Consider the following 11775-nt stretch of genomic DNA (forward strand, 5'->3'; position numbering starts at 1 on the left):
TGACGACGAAGGCTGGTTCGAACAGACGGCGCAGGAGATCGTCTCCGATATCCTCAATCGCTATCCGCAACTGCAGGGCCGATTCCGCTTCAGCCTGAACCGCGAGCCAGCGGTGCGCTCGTGGTGTCGACAGAGCGAGACGGATCTCCGTCGTCAACAACCTGCACTACGGTGCTGCTCGGGCGCTTACCAAGAAGGCGCTGATCGAGCGGGCGCTGAGCGGCGAGATGAGTCACCATCTCGGCTACCCGCCAGGCGCTGCCAAGCCGAGCGCCGTGACCAACCAGCGCAATGGCTCGGGCGCCAAGACGGTTCTGACCGAGGACGGCCCGATCCGTATCGAGGTGCCTCGCGACCGCGACGGTAGCTTCGAGCCGCTGCTGATGCCCAAACACGAGAGGCGCTTCACGGGCTTCGACGACAAGATCGTCGCCATGTATGCCCGGGGCATGACCGTGCGCGAGATCCAGGAATTTCCACAGGAGCAATACGGTACCGCGGTTTCGCCCGATTTCATCAGTTCGGTCACCGACGAGGTCATGGCCGAAGTGACCGCGCTGGCAAGCGCGGCCGCTCGAACCCATGTACCCGGTCGTGTTCTTCGATGCGCTACGGGTCAAGATTCGCGAAGACGCCGTGGTGCGCAACAAGGCGATCTACCTTGCGCTGGGCGTTCTACCCGACGGCACACGCGATATTCTGGGCTTGTGGATCGAAGGCACCGAAGGCGCCAAGTTCTGGATGAAGGTCTTCAACGATCTCAAGACGGCCGGCGCCGTTAGCGCGTGTATTCGCCGTTGGCTTCCGGCTGGAACACGATGGCGGAGACTTTCATCAGCTTCTCGATGCCGCTCGGCTGCATGACTTTGACGAGCTGGCCGCGTTGCGTACCCAGCAATGCCATGCCGACCGGCGAGAACACGTTCAGGCGCCCCAGTTCGAGATTGGCGGCATCGGGATAAACAATCGTCCACGTGGCCTGTTCCTGCGATGCTTCGTCGAGCAGCGTGATCTGCGAGTTCATCGTGACGACGTTGGCTTTCACGGCGTCTGGCTGGACGATATCGGCGCGCTCGAGCAGCGTGTCGAGCATCGTCTGGAATCGGGGATTGTTTTCGGCGTGCTTCTCGAGGCGGGCGACGTCGAGTTCGGTCAACTGGTAAAGGCGTTGTTTCATGGAGGTTCTCCAAATGATCGGCATGGGGCGGGTGTGGCGTGCCTATGAGGATCGCCCGGAGCCCGTCTGACGTGGCTCCGGGGAGGAGACCAGTCCGTCAGATCAGGCGCCGGGCGGCGGCGAGCGGCGCCTGGGCCGTGCGTCGAGCGTAGGGGTGCGCCGGATGGTCGACGCGCACACGCACGCCGGCCGGACCGGACGGCGAAATGGAAAGGAGCGTGAGCGCGTGCATGATAGATCGAATATCGAGGGGCGAATAAAACCTTACGATTCTACAACATAACCTTCCGGGGCGGTGAGTCGGGTGTCGGCCTTTCGTCAGGTATTGTTGTGGAAATGATTTAAGTGATAGCTATTTCATGGGTGAACAGCCGCCAATATTTGTCAAAAACGCAACGCTGTATGTCCAAACCAAGGGTTTCCCCTTGGTGTTGAGGGAACTACACTTCTTTCATCGCTTCAGACAGTTCTGCCGGAGGCGAGGTCAAAAGAGAACATATTTCGGAGGTCCATCATGAAGTCGATCATTTACGCAGCGATCGCTGCATCCGTCCTTGCCGCCCCGATTGCATCGTTCGCACAGTCCGACCAGGGCTTGACCCGCGCACAGGTCCGGGCCGATCTCGTGCAACTCGAACAGAACGGCTACAAGCCGCTCGCGAGCGATGCGCAATATCCGCAGAACGTCCAGGTAGCAGAACAACGCATCCAGCCGAACCAGCCGATGCTCGCGCAAGCCGATACAAGTGGCTATGGTGCAGTGGCGACCGCCGCCGGCCAGTCGGGCCGCCGCATGACGCACGAAGCCCCGAATCCAGTGAATTCGGTCTACTTCGGCAACTGAATACCCCGGGTCTGCCCGAGCGCAGCATATGACCGACGGGACGCGCGCCATGCGCGCGCGTCCGCGTTAGCAGAGCAGAACCTCCGTCGCCGCATTCCGGCGGCTTTTCCGCCCAGACGCTCGCGCGTTTGGGCCTTTTTTGCTGGGGCGGGGTCAGGCGGACGTGACCGTGGGCGTGCCGTGGATGTAGTGCTCGAGCTGGCTGATCGTGAACTGCTGGTCGGCAATCACGCTCTTCACGAGGTCGCCGATCGAGATCAGGCCGATCAGCTTGCCGTCATCGAGGACGGGCAAGTGGCGCATCCGGTGCTCGGTCATCAGCGCCATGCACTCGTCGGTGGATTGCGACGGTTCGACGTAGCGCACCTTGGTCGTCATGATTTCGTCGACGCGGGTGGCCTTCGACGAACGATCCTGCAGCACGACCTTGCGCGCGTAGTCTCGTTCGGTAACGATGCCCGCGATGTCGTCGCCGTCCATGACCAGCAACGCGCCGATGCCCTTTTCCGCCATCAGCTTGATGGCGTCGTAGACGAAATCGGCTTTCGTGACGGTGTAGATCGTGCGGCCCGAATCAGGCTTGGCTTTGAGAATCTGCGCGACAGTCGTGCTCATTTGCTTTCTCCGTGTGCAGAACGATGCAGGGAAGGCAGGGCGTGATGCGCGACACCCGATGAGGCCAGTATAGCCGGGCCTGTGGCGGCAGTCGCGTGACGTTTCCAGATTAGCGGTAAACTCCGGGCACGCACTATCCACGTAACTCCTACATTCCTGATCGTTCGATTGAATTCATGATGTCTTCGCGTCCCCAATCGCCCACGCCGGGCAATGGCCAGGCCGACGAGTGCGTGACGCTCGTCGCCACCGCGTCGCTGCCCACGCGCTACGGTACGTTCACGTCGTACGCTTTCCGCGTATCGGGCAGCGATGCCGAACACCTCGCGCTCGTGATGGGCGACGTCTCCGGCGAGCAGTCCGTGCTGACGCGGCTGCATTCCGAGTGCCTGACCGGCGACGTGTTCGGCTCCTACCGCTGCGATTGCGGCGAGCAACTCGATCTCGCGCTGCGCTACATCGCCGCGGAAGACCGCGGCGTGCTGCTGTATCTGCGCGGCCACGAAGGGCGCGGCATCGGCCTGAGCAACAAGATTCGTGCGTATGCGCTGCAGGAGCAGGGGCGCGATACCGTCGAGGCCAATCTCGATCTCGGCCTGCCCGACGACGCGCGTGAATACGACTCCGCCGCCGCGATTTTGCGGATCCTCGGCGTGACGTCGGTGCGACTGATGAGCAACAATCCGAAGAAGTTCGACACGCTTGCGAAGCACGGCATTCCCGTGTGCGAGCGCGTGGCGCTTGCGGTGCCGGTGCGCGAGGAAAACGAGCGCTATATCCGGACCAAGCAGGTCAAGTTCGGCCATTACTTCGAAGAAAACGAGTAACAGAAACCCGCTTCTGCCTGAAGTTGCTCAGGCTCGGCGAATGGTTTTCTAAGGCCTTGGTTCTAAAAGTCTAAATAAACCGCTCGGCACATGGGCGGTCGAGTGCGGCAAGTGAAAATTCGGCGATTGTCTGCCGATGGCACTTGCCGTAGCGACCGCCGCACGGGAAAGGGGCCACGCTGGGCCCATATTCATGTCAGGCACGCGCCTGGGCCGCGCGATGGGCGAGCGCCCGCGCGCTTGCGGCGGCAAGTGTCGGTTCCATCTGCAGGCATGCGTGCCGGTGGCTATCGCGGGTGAGCTACCCCGTGGTCGACCATCGTGCTTGCTATCCGGAGCTGTCCTTCTTCAGTCCACTCCTTCCGGCCGGTCCGTCGTATGCGGCTCGAGTTCTGACGCCAAGTCCGGTTCTCTAACGCGACGTAAGCGCCTTCCGCACAGCCGGATCGATCGGCGATGCATTGCGTGGTGCCGAGGTCGGGTGCGCGATCTGATCCCTTGCGTTCGACGCGCCGCCGGTGGGCATGCCACAGGCGGTGACTATTTTGCGGCATTCGACACAGGGCAACGTCACGTTCTGCCCGTTTGCTGGCGGCGACCGATCTGGACGCGAGGATAGGCATGGGAGAGCGTATTCGCGTTTGGAAGCGGTTTCAAAATGACCCGCCCCGTGACATTCGCGCATTTCATTGCGATCATCGAGCGGTTTCGGCAGGGCGGGCGTGTCGCACAAGCGTGCGACGCGTGATGTGCCGCAGGCCGGATCGAACATGGAACGAATCGTCGCGCGCGGCGGTGCAAGAACCTGTGCGGCGACAAGGGATCGACAGGCATGAGTGCATCTTTGGAAATCGACACCGCCCGGCTGAGGTTGCGTCGATGGCGGCCGGAAGATGCAGCGCCGTTTGCGGCGATCCATGCGAATCCTGATGTCACTGCGTGGTTGGCATGCGGGCCGATGAGCGTCGACGAGGCGCGCGCCGGTATCGAGCGTTTCGAAGCGCATTTCGGCGAACACGGTTTCGGCCAATGGGCCGTCGAGCGCAAGACCGACCGTGCGCTGATCGCGCTATGCGGACTGTCGCGCGAAGTTCGTGATACGCATCCGATGGCGCCCTGCGTCGAGATTGCGTGGCGGCAGGCGCGTGCAGCGTGGGGGTATGGTTATATCGCCGAGGCGGCTGCCGCGGTGTTGGTCGACGGGTTCGCGCGAATCGGGCTCGCCGACATTTTCGCGTGGACTGCGCAAGGCAATCTGCGATCGCAACGCGTGATGCAGCGAATCGGCATGGAGCGGCAACCGGTGCGCGACTTCGACCATCCTGAGTTGCCGGAGGGGCATGCGCTGCGGTCGCACGTCGTTTATGTCGCGCGTTCGCCTGCGTTCGATTGCCGGAGTGGCGGCACGGGGGGGCGTAACCGGCGCGTAGCGGGTTGCGTCGCGCGGGGCGTTTCTCAACGCCATGCGGCGTTCTGCAGGGCGATCCGGTAGCCGTCGGCGTCCTCGAACGTTTGTCCTGATGCATCCCAGTACGGATTGAACGACGTTACACGCATGAAGCCGTGCGCGGTTGCGCGGGCACATGTGGCTTCCCATGCGTGAGGGTCGGGCAGGTAGAAGACGATCAGGTCTTCCGGCGTCGGCGACGGTGCAACCGGATGCGCCGGATAGTGCGTGAATTCGAAGTGGTAGTCGAGGCCTTCGCGGCCGAGCATCACGCCGGAGAAGCCGTCGTGATCGTCGAAGCGCGCGAGCGCCGACAATTCGAACGCGCCGCAGTACATGCGTTCGGTTCGGGCCAGGTCAGCGGCAGGGCGGGCGATGCGCAGGTGGGCGTGCATGAGGGCCTTGGGCGTGCGTAGCGGTTCTGTCGAGGATAAGCCGCGAGTGTGTCGCTTGTGCAAGCATCCGCGCTTGCGGCCATCGCAGTCGTATTTATATTGGAGCGCCCCGGCGGAACGCGTTTTCGGGGTGCCTCCTCCATAAGACACTCATCGCCATAGCGATCGCGCGATGCCACGTGCTTCGAAAGTTTCCGGATATCGGTGCCGTACGGCGGCGCGATCGGCGGCTCGTGTGCGGGCGTAATGGTGGCGTTCCGCCTGTCGTGAGTCGATAGGCAGGCGTGGTGACGGAGTCGTCTTTGTCCCGTTTATGCTGTTGCTGACGCGCGGATGCGATGCGCCGCATGCATGCCGGATCGGCTGCGAACACGATGCGCAAGCCTAACCTGCCCGGGCCGTTTGCCGGGCCCTCTCGCCAGTCTCGTTTGAGGGCTGCGCTGGAAGTCGCGTTCGGTTGGGGCGCGAAGGGGACGATGGTGCTAGCGGGGCTGGCAGTCGGGCGCTGATGGTGCTGACGGGCGATGCGAGCGGCGTGTCGGACCTTCCGGGCACTCGAAAAGGCTGGTTGTACCGGCTGCTTGTATTGATCGTGGTTCTCGCGCTGATGTTTGTCTTCCTCTACTACTTGCCAGCGCCGGCAAAGGTGTCCGCCGCAGGCGGATAGGGCGGCAATGCGTCCCCAATAAATTATTGCAGGCAAGAAAAAGCCCGCTACTGGAGCGGGCTGAATCCATGTTTGGAGACATGGAGGAGACAGATCGAACTTTAAGGGAAAACCCGAGGGATGGCAAGCCCTAGTTGTAATTGTGCAACGCAGCGCAGACACACCTTCCCGATAACGGCACCGGCGCTGTCGCGCGGCCCTTGCCGGTGTTCGGCAGGGGGCTGCCGTCGGCCGGTTATCCTCCCGAGGGGCGCCGTCACCCAGTGGCGCGGTCGCGGTACCTCACATACCGCTCGCCCAAGCATGCGCGGGAAACGCACCGAATCGTTCCTGCGCGACCGGCACCGCGTACTTGTTGCGCATCTCGGTCTCGATCCACGCACAGGCGTCGCGCGCGCAGTCGGTCAGTACGTGCCGCGTCGCGTGTCCGTCGATGTCGTAGACGAAGCGCACGCCGACCTCGTCGTCAGACACTTTTCGCTGAAGCTGGTTGAGCTGTAGTTGCGGCCCGTGCCGGTGCGACAGCGCGCGCAGTTCGTCGAAGTGATATTCGAGCCAGTCGGCGAAGAACAGCGCATCGCTGTGGCATCGCAACCGGAATGCCGCGCTGCGCGACGGACGCGCGGTGCCATCGCCACCCGCCCGCGGCTCGCCGTTCGGCGCAATGGCCGCGTCGACGGGCGCGAGCGGCTGCCGGAGCTGTCGATACGGCTCGCGCTCGCGCAGCGCGTGCCACAGCAGCTCGTCGCCGGCGGCGCCGGACGGCTGCATCGTCAGGTCGTGCCGGCCGTCGCCGACAGGGGCGACGTCGCGAATCACGAGGCGCAGCGAGCAGAGCGGTGCGTCGGCGGCCAGCAGCGTGGCGGCGCGCGGTAGTCCGCAGACGAGCGGCGCGGCGCCGGCCGCACGGAACACGAGCCCGCGGCGATCGAGTCGCACGAGCGGCAGCGGCCGCGGAAACGACGGGTACGCAACCGCGATGCGGGCGCCGCTGGCGCTCGTCAACCCGGGCATCATCGCGCGAAAGACCTGAGACTGGTCCACAGTGGTTTCTCCTTCGTTACGATGCCGCCCGGGCGGACTACGCGCGTTCCGGCTCAGGCGGCGATGGCTTGCCGGGCAGCTTGCCCCGGCTCGATCCCAAGTGCAGCAAACGTTTGCGGATCAATGTCGATCCAGCACGCGACGACCAGACGACCGTCCACCTGTTTCGGCGGGCCTGCGCGGTGCGCGTGCACGCCGATCCGGCGGAACAGCCGCTCCATGCTTGCGAACGTCACGCCGATCAACTGCCGCGCGCCCAGCTGCGCCGCGCATTCGACGACCGCGGCGAGCATCGGGCGCACGGCCCACTCGGCGTTGCCCGGGCCGCCTTCGTCGCTCGTCGCCGCAAACCGCGACAGTTCCCAGACGGCAGCCGATTGCGGCAACGGGACGTCTTCGGCGATCAGGTCGGCAAACAGCGACTTCAGCAGATACGGGCGAGTGGTCGGCAACAGGCGGGCACATCCGCACATCTCGCCGCCGGCGTTCCTCGCGAACACGTAGACGGTATCGTCGCGGTCGAACTGATCGCGCTCGAAGCTTTCGTTCGCCGACGGGAGCGCCCAACCGAGTTGTTCGACGAACACATGGCGCCGATAGCGCCCTAGATCCGCTGCAAGTTCGTGTGGCAACCGCCCTTCATCGTGAACGAAGGTCCGCATGGGTGTCCTCGGATCTGTACTTTGGTATGCCCGCATTACAGCGCGCGTCCCGAGGGGGCGGTAACTGGTAACTCTTACAGGGTGAAGGTGGGCCGACACGGTTTTTCCGGTGGCACCGGTTTCTTGATCGACGGGATTGAAATGCCGGCCGCTTTTGCTTATAAAGAGCGCCATGCGCGCGGAAACATCAGAGGAATTCGCGGCCGGTTGTCACTGGAGCGTCGGACCGGCATGATAGGCATCGTTGCGGCCGAGCAACGCCGAGGCGACCGCGGCGGCCCAGTCGACGCCGGCGAGCCGCGCGGCAAGCGCGGCGGCGGTGCAGGCCATGCCGATGTCGGCGCCTGCGGCGTCGACGACCATGATGTTGCTGCGGACGTCGCCGCCCGCGATCACGAACGTGCCCGTCGCGCGTTCGAGATACCAGTCCCAGCCGACCGTCAGGTATGCGACGCCGGCACTGGCCGGGCGATGCCATTCGGTGTAGCCGGCCAGGCGCGCATCGATCGCGCTGTCGCGCAGTTCGGCGAGCAGCGATGCATCGAGGCCGCTCGCGACATGGTCGAGCACGAGCGTGGCCAGTGCGGTTTCGCACAGGCGCACGTAACCGTCCGGGGACGGGCCGCGGACCGGATGCAACAAAGGTGAAGTCATGCGCGGAATGTATCAGCCCCCAACCGGTGCTGGCACCTGACAGGTATGACAGCGTGACGTTGTCGGAGAAAGAATGGAATTGCGCTGGCAGGATGCCTACCAACAATTTAGCGCCGCGGAAGACGAGCAGCAGCTCTTCCAGCGGATCGCCGCTTATTCTAAACGTCTGGGCTTCGAATATTGCTGTTACGGCATTCGCGTGCCGCTGCCCGTCTCGAAGCCGGCGGTGGCAATCTTTAACACTTATCCCGACGGATGGATGGAGCACTACCACGCGCAGAACTATATCGAGATCGACTCGACGGTTCGTGACGGCATGCAGAGCACCAACATGATCGTCTGGCCGGACGTCGACCGGATCGACTCGTGCCCGCTATGGCAGGACGCGCGCGAGTTCGGGTTGTCGGTGGGCGTCGCGCAGTCGAGCTGGGCAGCGCGCGGCGCGTTCGGGCTGCTGAGCATCGCGCGTCATGCCGACCGGCTGACACCTGCCGAGATCAACATGCTGACGCTGCAGACGAACTGGCTCGCGAACCTGTCGCATTCGCTGATGAGCCGTTTCATGGTGCCGAAGCTGTCGCCCGAGGCGGGCGTCACGCTGACCGCGCGCGAGCGCGAGGTGCTGTGCTGGACGGCCGAAGGCAAGACCGCGTGCGAGATCGGCCAGATCCTCGGCATCTCGGAGCGCACGGTCAACTTCCACGTCAACAACATCCTCGAGAAGCTGGGCGCGACCAACAAGGTGCAGGCGGTGGTCAAGGCGATTTCGGCCGGACTCATCGATACGCCCTGACTCGGCACCGGCGGTGGGGCGGTCATGCCGAGCCGCCCGCCGCCGCTCATTCCATCAGCGGTTCCGCTTCCTTTGCGGTCCAGCTCACGCTGGAAATGCTCTTCTCCATGCTCATCCGGCTCGCGATCTGTTCGAGCTTCTGCTGATCCTTCGGATGCAGCTTCAGCGTCGCGGTCACCTTCAGCCGGTCCGGCTGGTCGGGCACGTCCTCGCTCGTCAGGCTCTGGAACGACAGCGGCTTCGCGTACATCGAATTCGACAGCAGCGTGCGGATATGCACTTCGTCGGCGGCCAGGCAGATCACGGTGATCTGATACTCGCGCACGAGATCGGCGTTCGACACGGGCGTCGCGTTGATCGCCTGGCTGACGCCGCGCAGCACCGTATTGGTGAGTAGCACGACACCGGTGCCGGCGAGCGCCGGCACGTAATGCCCGGAACCTGACAGTACGCCGACGGCGGCCGAGCACCACAGCGTCGCGGCCGTATTGATGCCCTGGATCGAGCCTTTGTCGCGCATGATCACGCCGCCGCCGAGAAAGCCGACGCCGGACACGACGTACGCGGCAATCTGCGTGACGCCGGCCACGCCGTTGCCGGTCAGCACGCCGAGCGTGACGAACAGGCATGCGCCGCTCGCGACGAGCGTGATCGTGCGCAGGCCCGCCGTGCGTTGCCGCATCTGGCGTTCGAGGCCGATCGCGACGCCGCAGGCGAACGCGGTGAAAAGACGAAGTGCGAAATCGAGAGTCATGGTTGTCCTGCCGTGCAAGGAGCACATGCCGGCCCGGGTCGCGACGGCGTTATGCCGAAAGCGACACGATGGCCATCATCGCGCGCTACTGTAGCGTGCGAATGCGTCATTCAGTGTGAAACGGGTGGCGTGCGGGCTCGCGGAACGCGAGCCGGGCGGGAGAACTGCGTCGGACAGGCGTTCAGGCGGCAAGTGGCGCACGCAACGGAGTGCTGCAACTGTCCACGATGGTTCCTGAAGGGAGAATGGGCGGCATTCTAGTGGGCCGCGCACGCCGGCGTCAACGAGTTTGGCTGCGGGCCGGGCACAGCAGGCGCGTCATTGCGACGAACCGATCGTGCCCGTCGCGAGCGCGAGCGCGGCAGCGGCGGACATCGCGCCGGCGTAGCTGTCGACTTCCGCGTTGCGTGCGGCGAGCAACTGGCTTTGCGCGATCGTCGCATCGGTGACCGAGCCGACGCCGTTGCGGTACGCGGTCAGCGCCGCGTCGTAGCTGGTCTGCGCGGCGTCGACGAGCGCCTTGGCCGCGTCGTGCGATGCGAGGCTCGTTTGCACCGCGTTTTGCGCGGCGACGACCTGGCGGACGGCTTCCTCCTTGGTGCGCGTGAGCCGCGCGGACGCGCTCTGCGCGTCGTTGCGTGCCTGCATCAGCACGGCGGAGCGCAGGCCGCCGTCGTACAGCGGGATCGTCACGCCGAGGAACACGCCGCCGCCGTAGCGGCTGCCGTTCAGGTTGACGGTCGGCGCCTGGTCGCCGATTGCCGGCAGCGCGGAGATGGCCGTGCCGCCGCTTGCATAGGACGTCGACGCGGACAGGAAGATCTTCGGCATGAATGCGGCTTCCGCAGCCTTGATCTTCGCGCGATTGGCCTGCTCGAGCGCATATGCGCCCTGCAGGTCGGGGCGGCGCGCGATCGCGTCCGACACGATCGCGTCGACCGACGAAGCGAGCGCGGGCGGCAGCGGCCGCTTCGGCAGCGCGGCGATCGACGGCTTCGACAGCGGCGAGATGCCGAGCGCGGAAACGAGCGCGAGGTAGCTGTCGCTTTCCGTACCGTTCGCCTGCACGAGCGCGAGATTCGCTTGCGCGCGGTTCTGCGTCGCCTGAGCGAGCTCGACGACCGTGCCGACACCTTGCTTCAGCCGCGCGCGGGACGCCGCGAGGATCGCGTCCGCGTTCGCGAGACCCTGCTGCGCGCTGGCCGCGCGCGAGCGGGCGGCTTCGTAGCGATAGTACGCGACGGTTACGTCGTGGATCACCTGCTGGTGCACGGCCGTGAACGCGACGTTCGACGCAACCGACGCCTGCTCGGCCGCCTCGACCCGCGCCGCGCGGCCGCCGAAATCGAACAGCAGCCATTGCAGCGACAACGCCGAAATCGTGCCGTGCACGGTCGAGTTGCTCGACGCGTCGCCGAGGATCGTCGAGGTCGAGCCGTGGCTCGTCTGGTACGCGCCCATTGCCGTCGCGGACAGGTTCGGCAGGTATGCGGCCTTCGCGATGCCGACCGCGAGCGCGGCGTTGCGCGCGTCGTTCCATGCGATACGGGTCAGCGGGTTCGTCGATTCGGCGAGATCGATCAGCTCGGGCAGCGTGTACGGGTGTGTCGAATCGAGCGCGGCGGGCGGCGGGACTGACGCGAGCGCGGGCGAGGCCGGCAGCGTGTAGTCATGCGGTGCGCGTTGCGCGGACGCCAGCGGCGGCGCCGTCACGATGTCGCCGGCGGCCGATGTTTGCGGCTGCCACGGACGGTCGGGCGCTTCCGGCGCCAGGTCGATTGACGACGTCGCGCAACCGGCCAGCGCGACGGCAGTCGCGAGCGCTGCGGCGGCGAGCGACGCGACCGGCGGTTCAGGTACGCGCATGGTGGGCGGACTCCGTCGTGGTGGCTTGAA

General features: G+C 65.0%; 13 protein-coding genes and 2 pseudogenes. 6 read left to right on the plus strand and 9 right to left on the minus strand.

The annotated features are described in order from the left end of the window. Both J7024_RS37415 and J7024_RS34680 read left to right on the plus strand, forming a co-directional pair. Positions 1-148: pseudogene (locus J7024_RS37415) on the plus strand (contractile injection system protein, VgrG/Pvc8 family); the annotation flags it as partial. Positions 149-191: 43 nt separating this feature from the next. Next, positions 192-774 (plus strand): annotated as a pseudogene (locus J7024_RS34680) (IS256 family transposase); the annotation flags it as partial. Positions 775-778: 4 nt separating this feature from the next. Here the strand turns inward: J7024_RS34680 and J7024_RS34685 are convergent. Both J7024_RS34685 and J7024_RS37220 read right to left on the minus strand, forming a co-directional pair. Beyond that, positions 779-1177 carry a GreA/GreB family elongation factor gene (locus tag J7024_RS34685; protein ID WP_124828386.1) on the minus strand — a complete coding sequence of 133 codons (399 nt, stop codon included), beginning with the start codon at positions 1175-1177 and terminating at the stop codon, positions 779-781. A 97-nt stretch (positions 1178-1274) separates the two neighbouring features. After that, the gene (locus J7024_RS37220; protein ID WP_268838736.1) at positions 1275-1409 is read right to left on the minus strand and encodes a hypothetical protein; all 135 of its coding nucleotides are present in this window, start codon (positions 1407-1409) and stop codon (positions 1275-1277) included. 282 nt (positions 1410-1691) lie between these two features. Between J7024_RS37220 and J7024_RS34690 the strand changes: the two genes are divergently transcribed. Continuing rightward, positions 1692-2021, plus strand: a complete 330-nt coding sequence (locus J7024_RS34690; RefSeq protein WP_124828385.1) for a DUF4148 domain-containing protein — start codon at positions 1692-1694, stop codon at positions 2019-2021. Positions 2022-2174: 153 nt separating this feature from the next. On the opposite strand, the gene J7024_RS34695 is transcribed toward J7024_RS34690, so the two are convergent. After that, complete coding sequence (locus J7024_RS34695) at positions 2175-2636, minus strand: CBS domain-containing protein (RefSeq protein ID WP_124828384.1); 462 nt, start codon at positions 2634-2636, stop codon at positions 2175-2177. A 176-nt stretch (positions 2637-2812) separates the two neighbouring features. Between J7024_RS34695 and ribA the strand changes: the two genes are divergently transcribed. Together ribA and J7024_RS34705 are read left to right on the plus strand one after the other, a co-directional pair. After that, entirely contained in the window at positions 2813-3463 is a 651-nt protein-coding gene (gene ribA, locus J7024_RS34700; protein WP_234745899.1) for a GTP cyclohydrolase II, read from the plus strand. Positions 3464-4295: 832 nt separating this feature from the next. Beyond that, positions 4296-4955, plus strand: a complete 660-nt coding sequence (locus J7024_RS34705) for a GNAT family N-acetyltransferase (protein ID WP_175759912.1) — start codon at positions 4296-4298, stop codon at positions 4953-4955. Here J7024_RS34705 and J7024_RS34710 read toward each other — a convergent pair. The 4 genes from J7024_RS34710 to J7024_RS34725 form a co-directional block, all read right to left on the minus strand. Continuing rightward, the gene (locus J7024_RS34710; RefSeq protein ID WP_124828382.1) at positions 4919-5305 is read right to left on the minus strand and encodes a VOC family protein; all 387 of its coding nucleotides are present in this window, start codon (positions 5303-5305) and stop codon (positions 4919-4921) included. The two genes, J7024_RS34705 and J7024_RS34710, sit on opposite strands and share 37 nt — an antisense overlap. Positions 5306-6254: 949 nt before the next feature. Then, positions 6255-7016 (minus strand): hypothetical protein, encoded by a 762-nt coding sequence (locus tag J7024_RS34715; protein WP_175750399.1) that lies wholly within the window; start codon positions 7014-7016, stop codon positions 6255-6257. Between the two features lie 53 nt (positions 7017-7069). Further along, entirely contained in the window at positions 7070-7678 is a 609-nt protein-coding gene (locus J7024_RS34720) for an acyl-homoserine-lactone synthase (RefSeq protein ID WP_124828422.1), read from the minus strand. Positions 7679-7888: 210 nt separating this feature from the next. Further along, positions 7889-8332, minus strand: a complete 444-nt coding sequence (locus J7024_RS34725; RefSeq protein ID WP_124828381.1) for a DUF4902 domain-containing protein — start codon at positions 8330-8332, stop codon at positions 7889-7891. A 73-nt stretch (positions 8333-8405) separates the two neighbouring features. On the opposite strand from J7024_RS34725, the gene J7024_RS34730 reads away from it, so the two are divergent. Next, on the plus strand, positions 8406-9125 hold the full coding sequence (locus J7024_RS34730; protein WP_124828380.1) for an autoinducer binding domain-containing protein: 720 nt from the start codon (positions 8406-8408) through the stop codon (positions 9123-9125). Between the two features lie 46 nt (positions 9126-9171). Here J7024_RS34730 and J7024_RS34735 read toward each other — a convergent pair whose 3' ends face one another. Together J7024_RS34735 and J7024_RS34740 are read right to left on the minus strand one after the other, a co-directional pair. Further along, positions 9172-9879, minus strand: coding sequence for an MgtC/SapB family protein (locus J7024_RS34735; RefSeq protein WP_076478711.1), 708 nt, complete (start codon positions 9877-9879; stop codon positions 9172-9174). A 318-nt stretch (positions 9880-10197) separates the two neighbouring features. Continuing rightward, a complete protein-coding gene (locus tag J7024_RS34740; RefSeq protein ID WP_234745900.1) occupies positions 10198-11745 on the minus strand; it encodes a TolC family protein in 1548 nt (515 codons plus the stop codon). Positions 11746-11775: the final 30 nt, after the last annotated feature.

This window comes from Burkholderia sp. WTPI3 (assembly GCF_021483755.1).
Lineage (GTDB): Bacteria > Pseudomonadota > Gammaproteobacteria > Burkholderiales > Burkholderiaceae > Burkholderia.

Bases quoted from the DNA above. Each gene is read 5' to 3' on its own strand.
- J7024_RS34685 (WP_124828386.1), bottom strand. From the start codon at position 1,177: ATGAAACAACGCCTTTACCAGTTGACCGAACTCGACGTCGCCCGCCTC.
- J7024_RS37220 (WP_268838736.1), bottom strand. From the start codon at position 1,409: ATGCACGCGCTCACGCTCCTTTCCATTTCGCCGTCCGGTCCGGCCGGC.
- J7024_RS34690 (WP_124828385.1), top strand. From the start codon at position 1,692: ATGAAGTCGATCATTTACGCAGCGATCGCTGCATCCGTCCTTGCCGCC.
- J7024_RS34695 (WP_124828384.1), bottom strand. From the start codon at position 2,636: ATGAGCACGACTGTCGCGCAGATTCTCAAAGCCAAGCCTGATTCGGGC.
- ribA (WP_234745899.1), top strand. From the start codon at position 2,813: ATGATGTCTTCGCGTCCCCAATCGCCCACGCCGGGCAATGGCCAGGCC.
- J7024_RS34705 (WP_175759912.1), top strand. From the start codon at position 4,296: ATGAGTGCATCTTTGGAAATCGACACCGCCCGGCTGAGGTTGCGTCGA.
- J7024_RS34710 (WP_124828382.1), bottom strand. From the start codon at position 5,305: ATGCACGCCCACCTGCGCATCGCCCGCCCTGCCGCTGACCTGGCCCGA.
- J7024_RS34720 (WP_124828422.1), bottom strand. From the start codon at position 7,678: ATGCGGACCTTCGTTCACGATGAAGGGCGGTTGCCACACGAACTTGCA.
- J7024_RS34725 (WP_124828381.1), bottom strand. From the start codon at position 8,332: ATGACTTCACCTTTGTTGCATCCGGTCCGCGGCCCGTCCCCGGACGGT.
- J7024_RS34730 (WP_124828380.1), top strand. From the start codon at position 8,406: ATGGAATTGCGCTGGCAGGATGCCTACCAACAATTTAGCGCCGCGGAA.
- J7024_RS34735 (WP_076478711.1), bottom strand. From the start codon at position 9,879: ATGACTCTCGATTTCGCACTTCGTCTTTTCACCGCGTTCGCCTGCGGC.
- J7024_RS34740 (WP_234745900.1), bottom strand. From the start codon at position 11,745: ATGCGCGTACCTGAACCGCCGGTCGCGTCGCTCGCCGCCGCAGCGCTC.